General features: G+C 63.5%; 4 protein-coding genes. All 4 read left to right on the top strand.

Annotated features, from left to right (window positions below):
• The first annotated feature begins 192 nt into the window (after nucleotides 1-192).
• The 4 genes from FBY04_RS19180 to FBY04_RS19165 are packed head-to-tail and all read left to right on the top strand — an operon-like array spanning nucleotide 193 to nucleotide 25471.
• Complete coding sequence (locus tag FBY04_RS19180) at nucleotides 193-9444, top strand: non-ribosomal peptide synthetase (protein ID WP_145316260.1); 9252 nt, start codon at nucleotides 193-195, stop codon at nucleotides 9442-9444.
• 54 nt (nucleotides 9445-9498) lie between these two features.
• On the top strand, nucleotides 9499-10557 hold the full coding sequence (locus tag FBY04_RS19175; protein ID WP_145316258.1) for a TauD/TfdA family dioxygenase: 1059 nt from the start codon (nucleotides 9499-9501) through the stop codon (nucleotides 10555-10557).
• A gap of 11 nt (nucleotides 10558-10568) precedes the next feature.
• A complete protein-coding gene (locus FBY04_RS19170; protein WP_145316256.1) occupies nucleotides 10569-13667 on the top strand; it encodes an amino acid adenylation domain-containing protein in 3099 nt (1032 codons plus the stop codon).
• The gene (locus FBY04_RS19165; RefSeq protein ID WP_145316254.1) at nucleotides 13664-25471 is read left to right on the top strand and encodes an amino acid adenylation domain-containing protein; all 11808 of its coding nucleotides are present in this window, start codon (nucleotides 13664-13666) and stop codon (nucleotides 25469-25471) included. The genes FBY04_RS19170 and FBY04_RS19165 overlap by 4 nt, the downstream gene beginning before the upstream one ends.
• Nucleotides 25472-25519 lie beyond the last annotated feature (48 nt).

The following is a 25519-nucleotide window of genomic DNA, read 5'->3' as shown; positions in this document are numbered from 1 at the left end:
CGACATTAATGTTGACTGACCCACCGCCTTCGCGAGCAAGCCCGCTCCCACATTTTATTTGCAGCAACCTTAGATCCCACGGTTCGCCTCCCCGCTGACACTTATTCTCATTCGCTAATTTTTCCGGTCTGCATTCGTTTTATAGGGACGACGTGCCTTTGTGCTTCCCGCCACTGATCCGGATGCTTAGAAATGAATGCTGAAGACTCCATGAAACTTGCTCGCCGGTTTATCGGGTTGCCCCTGGAAAAGCGCCAGATGTTCCTTGCGGCCTTGCAAAAGGAAGGTATTGATTTCGCCCGGTTCCCGATTCCTGCCGGCGTCGAGGCCGAGGATCGCCAGGCGTTGTCGTACGCTCAGCAACGCATGTGGTTTCTCTGGCAACTGGACGCGCACAGTGGCGCCTACAACCTGCCGGGCGCGGTGCGTCTGACCGGGCAGTTGAACCGGCCTGCGCTGGAGCAGGCTTTTGTCGGCCTGGTGGATCGTCACGAAACCCTGCGCACGGTGTTCCAGCGCCAGGCCGATGGCAACCTGCGACAAGTGCCGGCCAGCGCACCGCTGATGATCAATCATGTGGACTTCAGCGCGTTGCCGGCCACGGAGCGCGAACGGGCTGTCGCCCAAACGGCCGAGGAACAATCGGTACTGCCCTTCGATTTATCTGTCGGCCCGTTGCTGCGCGTGACGTTGCTCAAGTTCGCCGAACAGGAACACGTCCTGCTGCTGACCCTGCACCACATCGTTTCCGATGGTTGGTCGATGAACGTGCTGATCGATGAATTCATCCGCTGCTACGACGCCTTCGAGGCCGGTGCACAACCGCAACTTGCTCCATTGCCGATCCAGTACAGCGACTACGCGTTGTGGCAACGCCGCTGGCTGGAAGCGGGTGAACAGGCGCGTCAACTGGAGTACTGGCAAGCGCAACTCGGTGACGAACACCCGGTGCTGGAACTGCCCACCGACCACTCGCGCCCGGCGATCCCGAGCTATCGCGGCACCCGCTACGAATTTGCCGTCGACCCCCAACTGGCCGAGCAACTGCGCGCTACCGCGCAAAAACACAACATCACCCTGTTCATGCTGTTGCTCGGTGCGTTCAACGCGCTGCTGCATCGCTACACCGGGCAGACCGACATCCGTGTCGGCGTGCCGATTGCCAACCGCAACCGTGCGGAAATCGAAGGCCTGATCGGCTTCTTCGTCAACACCCAAGTGCTGCGTACCCAGCTCGATGGCCACACCCGCGTCGAGGATTTGCTGCGCGCCATCAAGGAAACCGCCCTCGGTGCCCAGGCCCATCAGGACCTGCCGTTCGAGCGTCTGGTCGAAGCGCTGAAACTGGAACGCAGCCTCAGCCACACGCCGCTGTTCCAGGTGATGTACAACCACCAGCCGCAAGTCGCGGACATGTCCAGCATCAGCACCGCTTCCGGCCTGGTATTGGGTGCGATCGAGTGGGAAGGGCGCACCACGCAGTTCGACCTGACCCTCGACACCTATGAAAAGGGCGGCAAGCTGCACGCCGCGCTGACCTACGCCAGCGACCTGTTCGACGCGCCGACCATCGCGCGTATGGCGCAGCACTGGACGCGCCTGCTGCAGGCGATGGTGGTCGATTCGAATCAGCGGGTCGGCGAGCTGCCGATGCTGGCGGCGGATGAGCAGCAGGTGCTGGTGCACGACTGGAACCGCACCGCCGAAACTTATCCCGTCGAACAATGCGTTCATGAATTGATTCACGCCAGGGCCTTGCTCACACCCGAAGCGCCGGCGCTGGTGTTTGGCGACCGTCAGCTGACTTATGCACAGCTCGATGCGCGCACCAGTCAATTGGCTCATTACCTGCGCGAGCAGGGTGTCGGCCCCGATGTGCTGGTGGGGATCGCCGTCGAGCGTTCGCTGGAAATGGTCATTGGCCTGTTGGCGATTCTCAAGGCCGGCGGCGCCTATGTGCCGCTCGACCCGGAGTATCCGGCGGAGCGCCTGGCCTACATGATCGACGACAGCGCGATCGGTGTATTGCTGACCCAAAGCGCTTTGGTTGGCACGCTGCCGACCGAAGACATCAAGGTCATCGCGCTGGATCAGGACGAGGGCTGGCTGGACGCTTACAGCGAAACCTGCCCGCAGGTGTCGGTGAATCCGCTGAACCTGGCCTACGTGATTTACACCTCCGGCTCCACCGGCAAACCCAAGGGCGCCGGCAACAGCCATGCGGCGCTGGTCAACCGTTTGTGCTGGATGCAACAGGCGTATGGGCTGGACGGCAGCGACTCGGTGTTGCAGAAAACCCCGTTCAGTTTTGATGTGTCGGTCTGGGAATTCTTCTGGCCGTTGATGACCGGCGCCCGTCTGGTGGTGGCGCCGCCGGGCGCGCATCGCGAGCCGGCGCGGTTGATCCGCCTCATCGGCGAGTTCGGCATCAGCACCTTGCACTTTGTGCCGTCGATGCTTCAGGCGTTTATCCACGAACCGGGCGTTGAAGCCTGCACCAGCCTCACACGCATCGCCTGCAGCGGTGAAGCCCTGCCGCTGGACGCCCAGCTTCGAGTGTTCGCCAAGCTGCCGGGCGCCGGGTTGTACAACTTGTACGGGCCGACCGAAGCGGCCATCGACGTGACGCACTGGACCTGCGTCGACGAAGGCGCCGACAGCGTGCCCATCGGCCGGCCGATTGCCAACCTGCGCACCCATGTTCTGGATGCGCAGTTGCTGCCGGTGCCGGCAGGCGTGGCGGGAGAGTTGTACCTGGGTGGCGCCGGTCTGGCGCGCAGTTATCACCGCCGTCCGGGGCTGACCGCCGAGCGGTTTGTGCCGTGCCCGTTCCATGACGGTGCGCGTCTGTACCGAACCGGCGACCGCGTACGCCAGCGTGCCGATGGGGTGATCGAATACCTCGGCCGTCTCGACCATCAAGTGAAACTGCGCGGGCTGCGTATCGAGTTGGGGGAAATCGAAACCCGCCTGATGCAGCATCCGCTGGTGCGCGAAGCCGTGGTGCTGGTGCAGGGCGGCAAGCATCTGGTGGCGTACCTGGTGCTGGAAAACGCCGAGGCGCAGTGGCCGGAAACCCTAAAGGCCTGGCTGCTGAGCAGCTTGCCGGAATACATGGTGCCGACCTACCTGATGCCATTGGATGCCTTGCCGGTGACTGCCAACGGAAAACTGGACCGCAAGGCCCTGCCGCAACCGGATGCGGCGCCGCAACAAGTGTTCGTCGCGCCGCAAGACGCCATGCAAACGGCGCTGGCGCAGATCTGGCAGGACGTGTTGGGCCTGGAGCGCGTGGGCCTCGAAGACAACTTCTTCGAGCTGGGCGGCGACTCGATCATCTCCATTCAAGTGGTCAGCCGCGCCCGTCAGGCCGGCATCCGTCTCAGCCCACGCGACCTGTTTCAGTACCAGACCGTGCGCAGCCTCGCGCTGGTGGCGGCGTTCGACAACCGCAGTTCCATCGACCAAGGGCCGGTCAGCGGCGAGGCGGTACTGACCCCGGCGCAACATTACTTCTTCGAACAAGCCATCGCGCAGCCGCAACACTGGAACCAATCCTTGTTGTTGACGCCACGCGAGGCGCTGAACCCTGAAGCACTTGAAGCTGCACTGGTCGCGGTAATCAACCATCACGATGCCTTGCGTCTGCGTTTCTCCCAAGGTGTCGATGGCTGGCAGCAGCGCCATGGATCTCCGGTCGAAACGGCGGGGTTGTGGCAGCGGCGGGCGTCGTCGACCGAGGTGTTGTCGGCCCTTTGCGACGAAGCGCAACGCAGCCTTGATCTGGCCGACGGGCCGTTGCTGCGCGCTTTGCTGGTCAGTCTCGACGACGGCACGCAACGCCTGTTGCTGGCGGTGCACCATTTGGCGGTGGACGGCGTGTCCTGGCGAGTACTGCTCGAAGACCTCCAGCAGGCTTATGCGCAGTTGGCGAGTGGCGGCGCCGCGACGTTACCTGACAAAACCAGCGCCTACCAAAGCTGGGCCAGTCATCTGCAAGAACATGCCCGCACGCTGAGCGAGCAATTGCCGTATTGGCAGGCGCAACACGCCGATGCCCGCGACCTGCCGTGCGAAAACCCGCTGGGCAGCCTGCAGCATCGCCACGGCCACAAGATCGAGTCGAAGCTCGACACCGGGTTGACGCGGCAATTACTGCAAACGGCGCCGTCGGCCTATCGCACTCAGGTCAATGACTTGCTGCTGACGGCGCTGGCGCGGGTGATCTGCCGCTGGACTGGGCATCACTCGACGCTGATCCAGCTTGAAGGCCATGGCCGTGAAGACCTGTTCGACGACCTCGACCTGACGCGTACCGTGGGCTGGTTCACCAGCCTGTTCCCGGTGCGCCTGCGACCTCAGGCCGACACGGCGAATGCGATCAAGGCGATCAAGGAACAACTGCGCGCCATCCCCGAAAAAGGGCTGGGTCATGGCTTGCTGCGCTACCTCGGCGAGCCGGCCCAGCGGGAGACCTTGCAACGGTTGCCGGCACCACGGATCACCTTCAATTACCTCGGTCAGTTCGACCGCCAGTTCGATGACGATGCGCTGTTTGTACCGGCGCTGGAAGGTGGCGGTCAGGCCCAGGGTGACGAGGCGCCGCTGGCCAACTGGCTGACGCTGGAAAGCCAGGTCTATGGCGGTCAACTCTCTTTGCAATGGGGTTTCAGTCGCGACATGTTCGCCGACAGCACCGTGCAGCAACTGGCCGATGCCTACACCGAAGAACTCACCGCGCTGATCGAACATTGCTGCGCCACACCGGCCGGCCAGGTCACGCCGTCGGACTTCCCGCTGGCACGGATCAACCAGGCGCAACTGGACGCACTGCCCGTCGCGGCACCGGCCATCGAGGACATTTATCCGCTGACGCCGATGCAGCAGGGCATGCTGTTCCACACCTTGTATGAGCCACAGGCCGAGGCCTACATCAACCAACTGCGCCTGGATATCCGGGGGCTTGAACTGGCGGCCTTCGGTCGGGCGTGGCAGGCGGCGATCAACCGTCACGACATTCTGCGCAGCAGCTTCCACTGGTCAGGTCTGGAGTGCGCGCATCAGGTGATTCATCGCCAGATCGACCTGCAATTGCAGGTGATCGAAGCGGCCGATATCGACCTCGATGCGCTGGCCGCCGAAGAGCGCAGCCGTGGTTTCGAACTCAGTGCCGCGCCGCTGTTCCGCCTGATGCTGGTACGTCAAGACGGCGACGCCTGGCACCTGATCTACACCAGTCATCACATCCTCATGGATGGCTGGAGCAACGCGCAGTTGCTCGGCGAAGTGATTCAGCATTACGCCGGGCAGACACTGGCCAAACCTCTGGGGCAATACCGCGACTACCTGGGCTGGATTCAGCAGCAGCCACTGACGGCGGGCGAACAGTTCTGGAAGCAGGCGCTCACCGCCCTCGAAACGCCGACGCTGCTGGCGCAAGCCTTGCCGACACCGGTCGAGGGGCGCGGCATGGGCGAGCATCACCTGACGCTGGAAAGCACTGCGATGCAGCGCCTGGCCGAGTTCGCCCGGCAGCAGAAAATCACCCTCAACACCCTGTTGCAGGGCGCGTGGAGTCTGTTGTTGCAGCGCTACACCGGTCAATCGTGCGTGGCGTTCGGTGCGACGATTGCGGGGCGATCCGCACCGTTGCCGGGCATCGAGCAACAGTTGGGCCTGTTCATCAACACCTTGCCGATCATCGCCACGCCACACTCCGCACAACCGGTCAGCCAATGGCTCGACGAGCTGCAAGCCTTGAACCTGAGCCTGCGCGAGTTCGAGCATGTACCGCTTTACGACATTCAGGGCTGGGCCGGGCAGCAGGGCAACGCGCTGTTCGACAGTTTGCTGGTGTTTGAAAACTTCCCGGTGGCCGAAGCCCTCAAGCAAGGCGCGCCGGCGGGCCTGGCCTTCGGTGCACTGCGCAATCACGAAATCACCAGCTACCCGCTGACCCTCGGCATCGAAGTCGGCGCCAGCCTGCGTCTGGAATTCAGTTTCGATCAGGCCTTGTTCGGCACCGCGCAGATCGAGCGGCTGGGCGCGAACCTGCTGCATGTATTGGAGCAATTCGTCGCGCAGCCGCAACAGGTGCTGGGCGCCGTCGGCCTCTTGGACGCGCAGCAAAAAGCCCAGGTGTTGCTCGGCTCGCGTCCCGCCGCGCCGCTGCTGGACAGTCCGTTGCTGGCGCATCAACGTTTCGAGCAGCAAACGGCCCGCACGCCCGATGCGTTGGCCGTGATCGTCGGCGACGAACGCCTGACTTATGCACAGCTCAACGCCCAGGCCAACCAGCTTGCCCATCGCCTGCGCGAGCACGGTGTGGCGCCGGGGCAACGGGTCGGCCTGTCGGTGCGGCGCAATGCGCAGATGATCGTCAGCCTCATGGCCATCCTCAAGTCCGGCGCCAGTTATGTGCCGCTGGACCCGGACTACCCGGCCGAACGCCTGGCCTACATGATCGAAGACAGCGGGATGGATCTGCTGCTGGCGCAACCGGAACTGCTGGCTGATGTCGCGTTGCCCGATGGCTTGCCGCGTCTGGCGCTGACGGCGGCGTCGCTGGCCGGCTATTCAACGGCCAACCCGGTCAACCTCGCCTGTGCCGAAGACCTCGCCTACCTGATTTACACCTCGGGCTCCACCGGCCGGCCGAAAGGCGTGTGCCTGGCCCACGCCGCGCTGCGCGAGTTTTGCGTGATTGCGGCGGACTATTCGCAACTCAGCGCCGACGACCGCGTGCTGCAATTCGCCACGTTCAGCTTCGACGGCTTTGTCGAGCAGTGCTACCCGCCGCTGTGCGTGGGGGCGGCGCTGGTGTTGCGCGGCGATGAGCTGTGGGACACCGACACCTTGTACCGGCAGATCATTGAACAGGGCGTGACCCTGGCGGACTTGCCGGCGGCCTATTGGTACTTGCTGGCCCAGGAATGGGCCGCGCAACCTCAGCGCGACAAAGGTCGGCTGCGTCAGGTCCACGTCGGCGGCGAAGCCATGTCGCTGGAAGGCCTGAAACTCTGGCATGCCGCCGGTCTCGGCGACGTACGCCTGCTCAACACCTACGGGCCGACCGAAGCCACCGTGGTCTCCAGCACTCACCTGTGCACCCTGGCCGACACGCAAAACCTGATCGGCGTGCCGATTGGCCGCGCCTTGCCCGGTCGAGCGCTGTACGTGCTCGACACCGAGGGCCATCTGCTGCCAACCGGTTGCGTGGGCGAGTTGTGCATCGGCGGTGACGCCGGCATTGCCCAGCACTATTACCAGCGTCCGGGGCTGAGTGCCGAACGCTTCATCGCCGATCCGTTTTCCACCACCCCGGGTGCACGCTTGTATCGCAGCGGCGACCTGGCGCGGTATCGCGAAGACGGTGCGCTGGAGTACCTGGGACGCATCGATCACCAAGTGAAAATCCGTGGTTTCCGCGTCGAGCTCGGTGAACTGGAAGCGCACCTGCAAGGCTTGCCGATGATCAGCGAAGCGGCAGTGCTGGTGCACGAAGGCGTCGGCGGCAAGCAACTGATCGGCTATGTCGTGCCGACGCAATCCAACGTCGATGCGCGGCCACTCACCGAAACCGTGCGCCACGCCTTGGGCGAGCGCCTGCCGGAGTACATGCTGCCGGCGCAACTGGTGGTGATGAGCGCATTGCCGCTTAACCGCAACGGCAAACTCGACCGCGCCGCGTTACCGGCGCCAGAGGTCTGGGAAGCCGTGGCCGGCAGCGCGCCGCAAGGCGAGCTGGAAATCGAGCTGGCGCAGATCTGGCAGCAGGTGTTGCACGTCACCCGTGTCGATCGCGAAAACAGCTTCTTCGAGTTGGGCGGTCATTCGCTGCTGGCCACGCAGATCGTCTCGCAGATTCGTCAACGCCTGGGCCTGTCGGTGAGTTTGCGCAGCCTGTTCGAATACCCGCGCCTGCAGGATTTCGCCGCTCAGGTACAAGGGCTGCGGCACGACGCCAATGTCTGCGAACGCCCGGCGCTGGTGGCGAACCACTCCGGCGAACGCCAGCCGTTGTCTTTCGCCCAGCAGCGGTTGTGGTTCCTGTGGAACCTGGAACCGGACAGCTCGATGTACAACATGCCCGGCGCCTTGCGTTTGCGTGGGGATCTGAACCTCTCTGCACTGCAGCAGACCTTCGAGATCTTGGTGCAACGCCACGCCGTGTTGCGTACCACATTCGTTGATGAAGACGGTCAGGCCTGGCAGCGGGTACACGCCGAACTGCCGTTGAACTTCGTCGCCAGCGACCTGCGGCATTTGCCGGCGCCGGACGTCGACGCCGCGCAACTGGCCCGTGAAGAAGTCGCCCGGCCGTTCGATTTGCGCAATGGGCCGTTGTTGCGGGTGCGGGTGTTGCAGGTCGCGGATCAGGAGCATGTGCTGCTGCTGACGGTGCACCACATCGCGGCGGATGACTGGTCGTTCCGGATACTGATCAATGAATTCGTCACGCTGTACCCGACCCTCAACCGGGGTGGTGTCGCGCAGTTGCCGGAGCAGGTCGTGCAATACGCCGACTTCGCCAAATGGCAGCGTCAGTGGCTGGAGCAGGGCGGCGAGCTGCAACGTCAGCTCGATTACTGGACCGCGCGCCTCGGGCAACCGCAAGCCGTACTGGAGCTGCCGGGCGACGGCGATCAGCGTCAGTCGCAGGAAGGCGCCAGCCAGCATTTCACCTTGAATTCGACCTTGAGTCAGCAGTTGCGCGACTTCGCCCAACAGCGTGGATTGTCGTTGTTCATGGTGCTATTGGCCGGCTTCACCCTGGTGTTGCGTCAGCGCACCGAGGTCAGTCGCGTGCGCATCGGCACCGATGTCGCCAACCGAAATCAAGTTGAGCTTGAACAAATGGTCGGCTTCTTCGTTAACCAGTTAGTGCTGCAAGTGGAGGTCGATGCCGACCAGGCTGCCGGGCAACTGTTGCAAGCCTGTCGCCGTGCGGTTCTGGAGGCTTCGGACCATCAGGACCTGCCGTTCGAGCGATTGGTGGAAGCGTTGCGTTTGCCACGCCGGGCCGGACGTTCGCCGTTGTTCGACATCAAGTTGATCTACCAGGAAGGCGTCGGTCGCTTGCCGTCCATGGACGGCCTGCTGGTCGAGGACTTCCCGTCGGGCCGTCAAGCCGCCGAGATCGGCATGGTCGCTGCGTTCTATAACGAGGCCGAACACATTCACCTGAGTGTCGAAACACCCGCCGGGCAGTACTTGCCGAGCACGCTGCAAAGCCTGTTCGAACAAATCGAGGCGGTACTGCAAGCGTTGTTGCGCGCTGACGAGCTGACGGTCAGCCAATTGCTGGACCTGGCCACCGATGTGCAGCGCCGCGCCGATGCGCGCCTGAACGAACAACGCAAGGCGTTGCTGGGCGGGCCCATGGCGATCAAGCGCCGCTCGGCGATGCGTGGCACGCCGGCAGCGCAGACCGCGGCGGACTGATTTATTGCGGCGGCGTCAACCGGGCGTCGCCGTCATCATTTTCTGGAGGGGTTTATGACTGTTTCAACCACCAAGTCCATTCCCAAAATCGGCCGCGGTGCGCGCAAGAGCCTGTCCACCGACCCGACCCGGCTGGTGAGTTTTGCGCCGATGTTCGACGGCGTCAGCATGCCCCTGGTGTGCCGCCCGGCGGTGCCCGGCGTGAGCCTGGTGGAGTGGGCGACGGAGAATCGCGCGCTGATCGAAAGCAAGCTGCTAGAGCACGCAGTGATTCTGTTCCGTGGCTTCCAGGTGGCCGACATTGCCGAGTTCAACCGCTGCGTGGCGGCGATTTCCGACGGTGCCCTGGAATACCTGTTCCGCGCTTCGCCACGAACCCAGATCAGCGGTCAGTTCAAGATCTACAGCTCCACCGACTACCCGGCAGCGGAGAAAATCTTCCCGCACAACGAGCATTCCTATTCGCCGGTGTTCCCGCGTCACTTGTATTTCTACTGCGATACGCCCTCGACCACCGGCGGCGAAACCCCGTTCGGCGACACCCGCGAAATCCTCGCGCGCATCGATCCGGCGGTGCGCGAGGCGTTTCAGCGCAAACGCATCATGTACGTGCGCAACTACGGCGACGGCATGGGGCTGCCATGGCAGACCGTGTTCCAGAGCGAAGATCGCGGCGAAGTCGAAGCCTACTGCGCCAAGATCGGCATTCAGGCCGAGTGGAAGCCGGGCAATCGCCTGCGCACCCGGCAAGACGGCCCGGCGATCGTGCGCCATCCGCTGACCGGCGAGCGCATCTGGTTCAACCACGGCACCTTCTTCAACGCGCTGACCCTGCCGGACAGCATCCGCGACAACCTGCTGCGTGAATTCGGCCCGCTGGACCTGCCACAAAACACCTTCTTCGGCGACGGTTCGGTCATTCCGGATGACGTCATCCGCCACCTGCAAGGCATCTATCGCGACGTGATGGTCGAGTTCGCCTGGGAGAAGGGCGACGTGGTCCTGCTGGACAACATCCTCAGCGTGCATGCGCGCAACGAATTCACTGGCTACAGAAAAATCCTCACGGCCATGGCCATCGCGCAGAAAAGCGCCGACCTGGATCAGGAATAAGGACTCTCGACATGAACACCACCGCCCTCGAACCTTCGGTAGACGTTTTCCAGACTTCGGCCCAGCAAGCCTTCTATTTGCGTGCTCAGGAGCTGGGCGGGCAGAGCTTGTTCGCTGCCCTGACCGTGCCGGTCGCCCAAGTTGTGGAGGCGCAGGCCTTGCGCTTTGCCCTGGATGAATTGGGTCAGCGCCATGAAACCCTGCGCACGGTCTATCGCCGTTTGCCGGGCATGAAGTGGCCGGTACAGAGCCTGTGTGATGAGCTGCCGATGACGCTGCTGGATAACGTGTCTTCGGTGGCTGAAGCCCTGAGCCGCAGCCGTGAAACCCTGGCTGCCGATCCGGCTCGAGTGTTGGTGGTGACGCCCGTGCAAACCGCAGAAGGTCAGCATTTCGTCACGCTGCTGGCGCCGGCCAGCAGCCTCGATGAAGTGTCGCTGCGGGTGCTGTCGATGGAGCTGGCGAGCCTGCTGCGCGGCGAAACGCTGGCCGACAATCAGGACGATTTGCAGTACCTGGATTACACCGCGTGGCAGGAAGAACTGCGCGAGGAAGACATCGGCCATGAAGGCGCGGCGTTCTGGCGCAACCTGCAACAGCAGTTCGCGCAGGCCCATCGTCTGCCTTTCGAAAAAGCGGTTGAGGTGACGCTGGCTCGCCATCAGGCGACGCACGACGACGCGGCATGGCTGGCCGAAGTGCTACGGGTGGCCGACGCTCAAGGTGTCGAAGCGCAGCGTGTGGCGTTGTTGCTGTGGAGTGCGTTTGTGGCGCGCATCGGCAATCAGGAAAAGTTGCTGATGGGCTGGGAAGTGGCCGGGCGCAACGAGCAGACCGACGCGACACTGGGGCGTTTCGCCCGGCGTTTGCCGGTGGCCTTCGACAACCGCAGCAACGAGACCCTGGCGCAAGCGCTGGCCTCGTTTGCTGGCAGCGTCGAGCAATCGCTGTCCTGGCTCGACTGCCTCAACGAGTTTGAACTGAGCGCCGAAGTCGCAACGCCGCTGCGTTATGGCCTGGTGTTTCAGGCCGATGCCGACACGAACCTCGAAGTGGACGACGCCAACCCGGAAGTCCTGCGCCTGCGGGTTCAGGGGGAGCACTTGCAGCTGTCGTGCCTGGCCGGCGCAGTGCCCGAGTCGATGCTGGCGGCCTGGCTGGAGCAGTTTGTCGAATTCAGCCGCCAGTTGCTGACTTCGCCTGAGCTGACGTTGGGCCAGGCGACTCAGGTCAACGCGGTACAACTGACCCGTTTGATCGAAGACTTCAACCCGCTGGCCGCCGAGCAGGCACTGCCGCATCGCTACCTGCAAGACCTGTTCAGCGAACAGGCACGCCTGTATCCGCAGCGCATCGCCGTCAGCGTCAATGGCCAACGCCTGAGCTACGCCGAACTGGATGCACGCTCCAACCAAGTCGCCAATACCCTGCGCGCCCAAGGCGTGGCGGCGGACGAAATCGTCGCGGTCTACGGTCAGCGTTCGCTGGAAATCGTCATTGCATTGCTCGGCACGCTCAAGGCCGGCGCCGCTTACCTGCCGCTCGATCCCAACTACCCGATCGACCGTCTGACGTTTATGTTGCGGGACGCCGCTGCGCGTCAGGTCCTGGCCTGCCAGCCGCTACCAGAGGCGTTGCACAGTGAGCGAGTGATTTCGTTGATGGCCGATGCCGAGGTCTGGTCCGCCTCACAAGAACAGCCGACGCCGCTGGGCGATAGCGCGAATCTGGCCTACGTCATTTACACCTCGGGCTCCACCGGCAAACCCAAGGGCGTGATGATCAGTCACGCCAACGCGGTGGCCTCGACCCTCGCACGCAGCGCGTTTTATCGTCAGCCGCTGCGCGCGTTCCTGATGCTCTCGTCGTTCTCGTTCGACAGCTCCGTGGCCGGGGTTTTCTGGGCGTTGGGGCAGGGCGCGACCCTGTGCCTGCCGGACGAAGACAGCTACAAGGACCCGGCGCTGCTGGCGGCGCTGATCCAGCGTGAAGAGATTTCCCACTACCTGACCTTGCCGTCTTACCACGCGCAGATTCTCGAACACCTCGGCGACCATGCCCTGGCGTGCGTGATCGTCGCCGGCGAAGCGTGCAGCAACGCCTTGGTCGCACGACATCGCGAGGCCTTGCCGCAGGTGGCGCTGGTCAACGAATACGGCCCGACGGAAGGCACGGTCTGGTGTTCGGCGTGGGAACTGCCGCTCGGTCAGGATGAAGACACCGTCCCGATCGGCCAGCCGATTGCGGGCATGCGCATTCACGTGCTCGGCCCGGACCTGATGCCGGTGGCCGTGGGTGTCGAAGGTGAACTGTATGTCGGCGGCGCCGGCATCGCTCGCGGCTACCTCAAGCGCGCCACGCTGACCGCCGAACGTTTTGTTCCAGACCAGTTTGCAAAACAGGCCGGTCAGCGCCTGTACCGCACCGGCGACCTCGCACGCTACCGCGCCGATGGCGTGCTGGAGTACCTGGGCCGGGTCGATCATCAAGTGAAAATCCGCGGTTTCCGCATCGAACTGGGCGAGATCGAATCCGCCATGCGCAGCGCGCCCGGCATCGAAGACGCCGCGGTCATCGCCCGTGAAACGCCGACCGGCCCGCAACTGCTGGGCTTCGTGATTTCCCCGGCCGACACTGCCGACATCCGTCTCAACGAATTGCGCAGTCACCTCAACGAAGCGCTGCCCGAGCACATGCAACCTGCGCGCTTGCAGGTGCTGGAGCGCTTCCCGCTGATGCCCAACGGCAAACTCAATCGCCAGGCCTTGCTCGACCTTGACGTGCGCCGCAGTGCCTTCGTCGCCCCGCGCACCGACCTGGAAAAAGTCCTGGCGGCGATCTGGGCCGAAGCGCTGCACGTGGAGCGGGTCGGCGTGCACGACAGTTTCTTCGAGCTGGGCGGTCACTCGCTGCTGGCGACGCGGATTCGCGCGCGAATTCAGGAAGAGCTGAACCTGGCGATCCCGCTGAAGCTGTTCTTCGAAGGCGACACCCTGGAACGCCTGGCGGCGCAAATCGAGCAGTTCCGTCAGCACAGTGAACACAAAGAAAACGATGTAGACGCGCTGGAAGCGTTGTTCGATGAAGTGGATGAGGAACACACGCGATGAGTGCTGCACCGGACAGAATGATGACCCTGGCCCAGCGTTTCTGCGGCTTGAGCCTGGACGCGCGGCGTGCCTTGCAAGAAAAGATGCACGCCCAGGGACTGACCCTCGAGCTGCTGCCGATTCCGCCAAGGGACCCGGCGGTCGACACGTTGCCGGCGTCGTATGCGCAGCAGCGTTTATGGTTTCTGTGGCAGATGCAGCCGCAGGCGACCGCGTACAACCTGACCGGTGCCTTTCGCCTCAGCGGTGAGCTGAACCGCGCAGCGCTGGCGCAAACCCTCGCCGCGCTGGTGCAGCGTCATGAAGTGCTGCGCACCACCTTCGTGTTCGATGAGCAGCAGGTGCTGCAAAAAATCCACCCGCAGATGGGCGCGCCGCTGGTCGAGGCAAACGCCGCCGACGAGGCCGAACTGCATCGCCAGATCGCCCTCAACGCCGAGCAGCCATTCGACTTGCAACACGGCCCGCTGATGCGCTGCCGGTTGATCCGCCTCGACGCGCAACAGCACGTGCTGGTGTTGACGTTCCACCACATCGTCACTGACGGCGGTTCGCTGCCGATTCTGTTGCAGGAATTCACCCAGCTCTACGCGCAACTCAGTGCCGGACAATCGCCGCAACTGCCGGAGCTGGGCATTCAGTACGCCGATTTCGCCCGCTGGCAGCGCCTGTGGCTGGAAGCCGGCGAGGCCGAGCGTCAGCTTGAGTACTGGCGTGAACAATTGGGTCGCGAGCATCCGCCGCTGAACCTGCCGACCGACCGTCGTCGCCCGGCGATCCCGAGTCAGCAGGGCGCCAGCGTCGAGCTGAACGTGCCGGCGGCCCTGGCGTCTGCTCTGAAAGATCTCGCCCGTCGCGAAGGCTGCACGCTGTTCATGGTGCTGATGGCCGCGTTGCAAACCCTGTTGCATCGCTACAGCGGCGAACGGGACATTCGCGTTGGCGTGCCGATTGCCAACCGTACCCGTCAGGACGTGGAAAACCTGCTGGGCTTTTTCGTCAACACCCAGGTGCTGCGAACCCAACCCTATGCCGATCAGCCATTTCTGCAATTGCTGGCCGAGGTCAAAACCGCGGCATTGGGCGCACAGGCGCATCAGGATCTGCCTTTCGAGCAGTTGGTCGATGGCCTCGACGTCGAGCGCAGCCTGAGCCACACGCCGTTGTTCCAGGTGATGTTCAACCACCAGCGCGATGCTGGCGGCAAACAGCGCTGGGATTTGCCGGGCCTGAGCGTCGAGCCGCTGATCTGGGATGAAAAGACCACCAAGTTCGAGCTGATGCTCGACACCGTGGAGAGCGACGACGGCATTCACGCCTCGTTCGTCTATGCCACCGAATTGTTCAACGCTTCGACCATCGAGCGTCTGGGGCAACATTGGCTGAACCTGTTGCAGGCGATCTGCGCCGACGGCTCGGTCGCGCTGGCGGACCTGCGCATGCTCGCCCCAAGCGAGCAACACGCGACTTTGCTGGACTGGAACCGCAGCGCCATGTCGGCCGCGCCCCATGAATCGAATACGCTGTGCGCGCATCAACTGATCGAAGCCCAGGCCGCCGCGTACCCGCACAACATCGCGGTGACTTGCGACGGCGTGACCCTCAGCTACGCGCAATTGAACCAACAGGCCAACCGCATCGCCCAGCGTCTGCGCGAACGCGGCGTCGGCCCGGACGTGTTGGTGGGGATCGCGCTGGAACGGTCGCTGGAAATGATCGTCAGCGTGCTGGCGATCCTCAAGGCCGGCGGCGCCTATGTGCCGCTGGACCCGCAATATCCGCAGGACCGTCTGGCCTACATGCTGGCTGACAGCGGCACGCGCCTGTTGCTGACCGATTCTGCGCTGCTGCCGCGACTGCCGTTGTCCGAAGGCATCGAAGCGATTTGCCTCGACCACGCCAGTGACTGGCTGAATGAAGCGTCTGCCGAGAATCTGCCGAACCTGACCCACCCGGAAAACCTGGCGTACGTTATCTACACCTCCGGTTCTACCGGCAAACCCAAGGGTACGCTGCTGCCTCACAGCAACCTGACCCGCCTGTTCAGCACCACCGAACACTGGTTCGGTTTCAACGCGGACGATGTCTGGAGCCTGTTCCATTCCTACGCCTTCGACTTCTCCGTGTGGGAAATCTTTGGCGCGCTGTTCTACGGCGGCAAACTGGTGGTGGTGCCGCACGCCATCAGCCGTTCCCCGGAAGATTTCGCCCGCTTGCTGTGCGATGAGCAGGTCACGGTGCTCAACCAGACACCGTCGGCGTTCCGCCAGTTGATGCCGTTCGCCTGCGCCAATGCCCAGGGCCTGGCCTTGCGTTATGTGGTGTTTGGCGGTGAGGCGCTGGACGTCACGAGCTTGCGTGCGTGGTACGACGCGTTCGACGAGCAACAGCCAGTGTTGATCAACATGTACGGCATCACCGAAACCACGGTGCACGTGACGTACCGGCCGTTGTCCCGCGCCGACCTCGACGGCGCCAACAGTTCGCCGCTGGGCGAGCCGATTGCCGACCTGCGCTGGTACGTGCTCGACCCGCGCCTGAACCCGGTGGCCAAGGGCTGCGTCGGTGAGCTGTACGTCGGCGGTGCCGGACTGGCGCGCGGTTATCACCAGCGCGCCGACCTGACTGCCACGCGGTTTGTCCCGGACTTGTTCGCCGATGAAGTGGGTGCGCGCCTGTATCGCACCGGCGATCTGGCGCGCTATTGCGCCGACGGCAGCATCGAGTACGCCGGGCGTATCGACCATCAAGTGAAGATTCGTGGCTTTCGCATCGAGCTGGGAGAAATTCAGGATCGCTTGCAAAATCACCCGGCCATCGAACAAGCGCTGGTGCTGGCGCCCGAGATCAATGGCAGTCAGCAATTGGTCGCCTGGTTCACCGTCACTCAGGACGTCGCCGATCTGCGCCAGTCGTTGCGCGAACACCTGCAAGCGGGCCTGCCGGATTACATGGTGCCGGCGCATTTGCTCAAGCTCGATCACTGGCCGCTGACCAGCAACGGCAAACTCGATCGCAACGCGTTGCCCAAGCCTGATGCCGCGTTGGCGCAACAGGTTTACACCGCACCGGCGGACGAGATGCAAGCCGCGCTGGCGACGATCTGGCAAGACGTGCTCAAGCTTGAGCGCGTGGGGATCGACGACAACTTTTTCGAACTGGGCGGCGACTCGATCATCTCGATTCAGGTGGTCAGCCGTGCGCGTCAGGCCGGGATCCGCATCAGCCCGCGCGATCTGTTTCAACACCAGACCGTGCAGAGCCTGGCGAAAGTCGCTCAGCGCAGTGCCGGTCTGGTCATCGATCAGGGACCGGTGCGCGGCGATGTGTTGCTGACGCCGATCCAACACTGGTTTTTCGAGCAAACCATCGAGGCCCGCGATCACTGGAACCAGTCGGTACTGCTGGAACTTCGCGAACCGCTCGACAGCGCCTGCCTGCAACAGGCACTGGCCGCGCTGCTGGAACATCACGACGCGTTGCGCCTGCGATTGCGTCAGGTGGATGGCGTGTGGCAACAAACTCAGGCCGAGCACTGGAACAGCGCCGAACTGTTGTGGCAGCGTCAGGCCGCGAAGGCCGACGAGTTGCTTGAGCACTGCAACGCCGCACAAGCCAGCCTGAATTTGCACGACGGCCCGCTGTTGCGCGCCTTGCTGGTGGACATGGGCGCGGCCGGTCAACGCTTGCTGTTGGTGGTGCATCATTTGGTAGTGGACGGCGTGTCCTGGCGTCTGTTGCTCGAAGATTTGCAAACGGTCTACGACCAGGCGCGTCAGGCGCAACCCCTGCGCCTGCCGGCCAAATCCAGCGCCTATCAAGCCTGGGCGGCGCGTTTGAAAATCCATGCGCAAAGCCCTGAACTGGCGAGTCAGGCCGATTACTGGCAGCGCCAATACCACGACGTGGTGGTGGACCTGCCCGCCGATCATCCACAGGGCAGTCTGGCCAGCGAACATGCCGTGAGCGTGGAAACCGTGCTCGACAGCACCTTCACTCGCCAACTGCTGCAAGACGCGCCAGCGGCGTACCGCACGCAGGTCAACGACCTGTTGCTGACGGCGTTGGCGCGGGTGTTGGGTGCCTGGACTGGCCAGCCTTCGACCCTGGTCAAACTGGAAGGTCATGGTCGTGAAGACCTGTTCGACGACATCGACCTGACCCGCACCGTGGGCTGGTTCACCTCGATCTTCCCGGTCAAGTTGACCCCGACCAGCGATCTGGCGGGGAGCATCAAGGCGGTCAAGGAACAGCTGCGCGCCGTACCGGACAAAGGCATCGGTTTCGGTATCCTGCGGTATCTGGCGCAGGCCGGTCTTGAGGCGTTGCCGCAGCCGCAAATCACCTTCAACTACATGGGCCAGTTCGATGCCAGTTTCGATGAGCAGGCACCGTGGCGTCCGGCCCGGGAAAGCGGTGGTGCCGAGCAAGGTGCTTCGGCCTCGCTAGACCGTGGCCTGAGCATTAATGGTCAGGTCTACGCCGGGCAACTGCGCCTGAGCTGGACCTTCAGCCGCGAAGTGTTTGCCGAGCACACCGTGCAGCGTCTGGCCGAGGCCTATGCCGCCGAGCTGCAACAGCTGATCGAACACTGCCTCAGCGGTGCCGGTGGCCTGACACCGAGTGATGTGCCGCTGGTCAGCGTCGATCAGGCGCAGCTCGATGCACTGCCGCTGGCGATGCGTGAAATCGAAAACATCTTCCCGCTGTCGCCGATGCAGGAAGGCATGTTGTTCCACAGTTTGTTCGCCCCGGATGCCGGCGCTTACATCCCGCAAATGCGCGTGGACGTGCAGGGCATAGACGTCGAATCGTTCCGCAGCGCCTGGCAACAGACGCTGGAAAACCATGAAGTGCTGCGCGCCGCGTTCTTCAGTGAGAGCAATGGTTCGCGACCGCTGCAAGTGATTCTGGCCCAGGCCACGCTGCCATTGACCGTGCTCGACTGGCGCAATCAAGCGGATCAGGCACTGGCCCTGGACCGTCTGGCCGAAGACGATCGCCTGCGCGGTTTCGACCTGACAGCCGCGCCGTTGCTGCGCCTGACCCTGGTGCAGACCGCGAACGACACCCATCACCTGATCTTCACCAACCACCACATTCTGCTCGACGGCTGGAGCACCTCGCAGCTGTTCGGCGAAGTGTTGCAGCGTTACTCCGGCGTGATGCCGGTGGCGAGCGGCGGTCGTTATCGTGATTACATGACGTGGCTGGGCGGGCGTGATCGCGCTGCGTGCGAAGCGTTCTGGCTGGAGCAGTTGCAGGCGTTCAACGAGCCGACCCGTTTGGCCGGCGCGATGCCGGGACCGGTCGCAGGGCAGAGCGACGGTCATCGCACCGTTCACCTGAGCCTGGACCGGGCGGCCAGCGAACGCCTGAGCGGGTTTGCCCGTCAGGCCCGCGTGACGCCGAACACCTTGCTGCAAGCGGCGTGGCTGCTGCTGTTGCAGCGCTACACCGGCCAGCGCACGGTGGCGTTCGGCGCCACGGTGTCGGGGCGTCCGAGCGAGTTGCAGGGCATTGAGCAGCAAGTCGGTCTGTTCATCAACACCTTGCCGGTGATCGCCACGCCGCACCCCGAGCGCACGGTCAGCCAATGGGTGGATGAGGTGCAGGCGCTCAATCTCAAATTGCGCGATGTCGAATACACGCCGCTGGCGGATGTACAGCGTTGGGCCGGGCACTCCGGCGAGTCGCTGTTCGACACGCTGCTAGTGTTCGAAAACTACCCGGTCGCCGAGGCACTGGAGGGTGGTAATCCGAGCGTGCTGAAGTTCTCCGGTATCAGCCATCACGATCAGACCAGTTTCCCGCTGGCCATCGCCGCCGAGCTGGGCGAGTGCCTGGACCTGCGTTTCAATTACGACACCATGCTGTTTACCGCCGAGGCCATCGACGGCCTGAGCAAGCGTCTGGTGGCGTTGCTCGATGCCATGGTGCGCGAACCGCAACTAGCCTTGGGTCGCCTGAGCCTGCTCGACGCTGCGCAGACCGCACAGCAAGTGCAAGGCTTCAACGACACCGCCGTGACCTGGCCCGACGTGCGTCCGGTCCACCTGTGCTTCGAAGCCCAAGTGCTGAAAACCCCGGACGCCCGGGCTTTGGTTTTTGCCGGTCAGACCCTGACGTATCGTCAACTCAATCAACAGGCCAACCGACTGGCGCACTACCTGCGCGCCCAAGGTGTCGGCGCCGAAGTGCTGGTCGGCATTGCCGCCGAACGTTCGCTGGAACTGGTGATCGGTTTGCTCGCGATCATGAAGGCCGGCGGCGCTTATGTGCCGCTGGACCCGGATTACCCGCGCGAGCGCCTGGAGCACATGTTCGAGGACAGCGGCGTGCATGTGCTGCTGACCCAGCGTCATCTGCTGGCGCAATTGCCGATTCCGGCGGGCACCGCGGCGATCTGCCTGGACGATAACGCTCGGTTAGTCGAAGGCTTGAGCGACGAAAACCTGCCGTGCGTGGTCGAGCTGCAATCGCTGGCCTACATGATTTACACCTCCGGCTCTACGGGTAAACCCAAGGGCGCAGCCAACCGTCACGATGCGTTGTACAACCGCATCGAGTGGATGCAGGGCGCGTACCCGCTGGACGGACGCGACACCGTGCTGCAAAAAACGCCGTTCAGTTTTGACGTGTCGGTGTGGGAGTTTTTCTGGCCGCTGATGGTCGGTGCACGCCTTGCGGTGGCCGAGCCGGGCGCCCATCGCGACCCGGCGCAACTGGTGCGTTTGATCGAGCAGTATCAGGTCAGCACCCTGCATTTCGTGCCGTCGATGTTGCAGGCGTTTGTTCAGGGCGAGGGCTTTGAGCGTTGCGCCAGCCTGCGACAGATCATGTGCAGCGGTGAGGCACTGTCGGCGGATTTGCAGAACAGCCTGTTCCGCGTGCTGCCCGGCGTCGGTTTGTACAACCTGTACGGGCCGACCGAAGCGGCCATCGACGTGACTCACTGGACGTGCGTCGATGACGGCTCGATCAGCGTGCCGATCGGTTACCCGATCGCCAACCTGATGACCTACATCCTCGACGACAGCCTGCAACCGCAAGTGGCGGGTTGTGTCGGTGAGCTGTACTTGGGCGGTGTCGGCCTGGCGCGGGGTTACCACCGTCGTCCGGACCTGACGGCCGAGCGTTTTGTCGCCAGCCCGTTCGGCGTGCAGGGCGAGCGCCTGTACCGCACCGGCGACCTGGCGCGTTATCGCGAGGACGGCGTGATCGAATACGTCGGTCGCCTCGATCATCAAGTGAAGATCCGTGGCTTGCGCATCGAGCTGGGTGAGATTGAAGCCTGCCTGCTGGAACATCCGCAGGTGAGCGAGGCGGTGGTGATCGCGCTGGATGTCGGTAAATCCAAGCAACTGGTGGCTTACGTGGTCGGTCAGTCGTTGGCACTCGACGGGCTGAAGCAGCACCTGCGTAATGCGCTGCCCGAGCACATGCAACCGAGCCATGTGTTGGTGCTTGAGCAACTGCCCGTGACGCCGAACGGCAAACTCGATCGCCGTGCCTTGCCACAACCCGATCAGCACGTGCGTGAATACGTCGCACCGCGCAATGCCGTGGAGGCCACGCTGCAAGACGTGTGGCAGGCGTTGTTTGAAGTGCAGGTCGGCATTCAGGACAACTTCTTCGAACTGGGCGGCGACTCCATCGTGTCGATCCAGGCGGTCAGCCGTGCGCGCAAGGCCGGCCTGAGCATTTCGCCGAAACACGTGTTCAGTCACCCGACCATCGCTGAACTGGCGACGGTTGCCCAGGCAGTGGACGCCGTGGAAGCGGCGCCGGTCATGGATACGCCAGCGCTGAAAACCGAACTGAGCGAAGCGCAATATCAGGCGCTGCAATTGACGGCGGACGAGGTGGACGACGTTTATCCACTGTCGCCGATGCAGCAGGGCATGCTGTTCCACTCGGTGCAGGACGGCGACTCGGGGCTGTACGTCAACCAGATCGAAGTGGGCGTGCGTGGCGTTGACGGTCCGCGCTTCCGCGAAGCCTGGGCCGACGCCGCGCAGTGTCACGCGATCCTGCGCACCGCGTTCCTGTGGGAGGGCGACAAGGAGCCGCTGCAAGTGGTGTTGCGCAATGCGCCGACGCTGCTGACCGAACTCGACTGGCGCGGTCTGGATAACCAGCCCGAGCGTGTGCGCCAATTGGCCGCTGATGAACGTGAACGTGGCTTCTCGCTGAACCGCGCGCCGTTGTTGCGCTTGCTGCTGGTGCGTCTGGAAGACGACCGTTATCGCCTGATCTGGACCTACCACCACATCCTCATGGACGGTTGGAGTGTGTCTCGCCTGATCGGTGAAGTGCTGCGTCATTACAGTGGCGACGCGCAGGAACCGGTGGCCGCGTATCGCGACTACATCGACTGGCTCGGTCACCAAGCCGTCGAGGCCAGCGAAGCGTTCTGGAAAGACAAGCTCAAGACCCTCGAAGGCGCCACGCACCTGGCCCGCGCATTGCCGGTGAAGGCGCCGCAAGCGGGTTATCACGCGATCTATACGCACCTGAATGCTCAGCAAACCGCGCGTTTGCAGGCGTTTGCCCAGCAACAGCAAGTCACGCTCAACACCCTGGTGCAAGCCGCGTGGCTGCTGTTGTTGCAGCGTTATACCGGCCAGCGCACGGTGACGTTCGGCGCCACGGTGTCGGGCCGACCGGAAACCCTCAACGGTTCGGAGAACATGCTCGGGCTGTTCATCAACACCTTGCCGGTGGTCAACAGCGTGCCGACCGAAGCAAGCGTCGGTGACTGGCTACGCGAGATCCAGGCGTACAACCTCGACATCCGCGACTTCCAGCAAACCCCGCTCAGCGATATTCAGCGCTGGGCCGGGCAGGGCGGGCAGTCGCTGTTCGACAGCATCATCGTTTTCGAAAACCAGCCGGTGGACCGCACGTTGCGCGAGTGGAACGGTGATTCCCTGCGCTTCGAAGACGTCTCCGATTTCGGCCTGACCAGCTTCGCCATGGACTTGATGGTCAGCCTCGATGAAGGGCTGCGCATTGAGTACATGCACCCGCTTGATCAGTTCGACCTGGCCACCGTCGAAGTGCTGCGCAGCCACATGGAAAGCCTGATGCAACGTCTGTGCGACAACGCCGGGCGCGCCGTGGGCGAGATCGGTTTGCTGACGCTGGACCAAGGCCGGCAACTCGACGGCGAACTGCCGACGCTGGCCGACGACCACGAACGGCCGGTGCACGAGCTGATCCGTGAGCGCGCACGTCTGCAACCGGATCACACCGCGCTGGTGCTCAGTTACGCCGACCGCGATGCCGAGCGCTTGAGTTATGCCGAGCTGGATCGTCGTTCCGATGCCCTGGCGGTCCACTTGCTGGAGCAGGGCGTGCAGGCCGAAGACGTGGTCGGCGTGTTCATGGAGCGTTCGCTGGAGCTGGTGGTGTCGCTGCTGGCGGTGATGAAGTGCGGCGCCGCGTACGTGCCGCTGGACCCGCAATATCCGCAGGAGCGCCTGCGCTACATGATGGCCGACAGCGACATGCGTTTGCTGCTGACCCAGGAGCGTTTGCGTGACACGGCGCAGCTCAATCCGGGCACGCCGATGGTCGCCGTGGATCGCTTGAACCTCGACGTCGAGGTGTTGGCGCCGCAAAACAACGTACACGCCGAGCAACTGGCGTACCTGATTTACACCTCGGGCTCGACCGGCAAACCGAAGAGCGTCGCTGTGGCTCACGGGCCGTTGAGCATGCACGTGCAGGCGATTGCCGAGCTGTATGAAATGGACCCTGGCAATCGCGAACTGCATTTCATGTCGTTCGCCTTCGACGGTGCCCATGAACGCTGGATCACCGCACTGATCAGCGGCTCGACCCTGGTGGTGCGCGACAACGCCTTGTGGACCGCCGAGCAGACGCTGGCGGTGTTGCACCGTCAGCGCATCACCGTCGCCTGCTTCCCGCCGGCGTACTTGCTGCAACTGGCCGAACACGCCGAGTTGCAGGGCGGCGATCCACCGCCGGTGCGCATCTATTGCTTCGGTGGCGATGCGGTGCCGGACGCCACGTTCGAACGGGTCAAGCACACGCTCAAACCGCAATACCTGGTGAACGGTTACGGCCCGACGGAAACCGTGGTCACGCCGCTGCTGTGGAAAATCGCTGCCGACGGCCACTGCGAGGCGATGTATGCGCCGATTGGCTGCCGCGTCGGCACCCGCAGCCTGCATGTGTTGGACATGGACCTCAATCCGTTGCCGGTGGGCATGGTCGGCGAACTGTACATCGGCGGTCGTGGCGTGGCGCGTGGCTACCACCGTCACCCGTGGCAAACCGCCGAGCGTTTCGTCGCCGACCCGTTCAGCCGCGACGGCGGTCGCTTGTACCGCACCGGCGACCTGGTGCGCCGCCGCGAGGACGGCGTATTCGATTACGTGGGACGCATCGACCATCAGGTCAAAGTGCGCGGCTTCCGCATCGAACTGGGTGAAATCGAAGCTCGTCTGCGTGAGCAGGTCGGAGTAAACGACGCCCTCGTGGTGGTGCGTGACAGTGGCCAGGGTCCGCAACTGGTGGGTTATGTGGTCGCTGCCGAGGACGACGGTCTGGGCCCGCGTTGCCAGGCGGCCTTGCGTGAAAGCCTGCCGGATTACATGGTTCCGACGCAGGTCGTGGTGTTGCCGCGTTTCCCGCTGACACCGAACGGCAAGCTCGACCGCAAGGCCTTGCCGGACCCAACCTTCGAAGGCCGCGACTACGTGGCCCCGCGCACCCCGCTGGAATGGGCGCTGGCCGAGATCTGGCAGCAAGTGCTGGGCGTCGACAAAGTCGGCATCACCGACAATTTCTTCGAGTTGGGCGGCGACTCGCTGCGCACCCTCAAGGTGATCTCGAAAGTGCGAGCGCTGAATGAGCCGGGCTTCCAGCTCAAACTGCGCGACATGATGGCCAAACCGACCATCGCCGGGTTGTCCGGCGTCGATGAGCAACCGCTCAAACAGAGCCCTGAACCGCTGCTGCTGTTGAACCAGCCAGTGGACGATCAACCGGCGCTGTTCTGCCTGCACGCGGGGTTCGGCACCGTCTTCGACTACGAGCCTTTGGCCCGTCGACTGGAAGGTCTGCGCACGGTGTACGGCGTGCAATGCCGCATGCTGCTCGACCGTCAATGGCACGACACTTCGCTGCGGCAAATGGCGGCGGACTACGTCGAAGCGATCCGTCGCAAACAACCGCAAGGCCCGTACCATTTGCTGGGCTGGTCGTTGGGCGGGGCGCTGGCGTTGATGGTTGGCGACCTGCTTGAACAACAGGGCCAGCGTGTGGCGTTCGTCGGTCTGGTGGACAGCTTTGTGCCGACCCAGGCCAACGCTGTCGCCCGTGCAGATGAGTGGCGCGCGGACCTGCGCGAGTTCCTCGGGGCAACGTTGAGCATGGACAGCGACGTGATTGCTCAGGCGTTGAGTGTCGAAACCTCGGGCGATCAGGACGCAGTCGCGCGGATCATTCGCACAGTGATCGACACCGAAGGCGAGCAGGCCAGCGGTTACGCATTGCTGGGGGCCGATGAGTTGGCGCAGACGTTCATGGTCAGCACGCGCTTGAAGGCGCTGTCGCGGCAGGTCGAGACCTTGCCGCTGCCGCACGCCGAACTGTACTGCTGGTGGGCGGATGGCAACCCGACGGCCGAACGCGCGACGCTGGAGCGTCAGCAACCACGGCTGCGCAAAGTGCAAACCGTCAGCGCCAGCCACTTCGATATCCTGCAACGGGAGGAATGCCTGAGCGCCGTGGTGACGGCACTTGGTCGCGAGGTGGTGGCGCAGGACTGAGGTTTTACCGCGCCAAAACAAGCTCGCCCTAATGAACGGCCCTCGCGG

Source organism: Pseudomonas sp. SJZ080 (assembly GCF_007828295.1).
Taxonomy (GTDB): domain Bacteria; phylum Pseudomonadota; class Gammaproteobacteria; order Pseudomonadales; family Pseudomonadaceae; genus Aquipseudomonas; species Aquipseudomonas migulae_A.
This window is presented reverse-complemented; position numbering and strand designations above follow the sequence as displayed.

What these genes read in the sequence shown, in the direction of transcription:
- FBY04_RS19165 (WP_145316254.1), top strand. Translation starts at nt 13,664, where the DNA reads ATGAGTGCTGCACCGGACAGAATGATGACCCTGGCCCAGCGTTTCTGC.
- FBY04_RS19175 (WP_145316258.1), top strand. Translation starts at nt 9,499, where the DNA reads ATGACTGTTTCAACCACCAAGTCCATTCCCAAAATCGGCCGCGGTGCG.
- FBY04_RS19180 (WP_145316260.1), top strand. Translation starts at nt 193, where the DNA reads ATGAATGCTGAAGACTCCATGAAACTTGCTCGCCGGTTTATCGGGTTG.
- FBY04_RS19170 (WP_145316256.1), top strand. Translation starts at nt 10,569, where the DNA reads ATGAACACCACCGCCCTCGAACCTTCGGTAGACGTTTTCCAGACTTCG.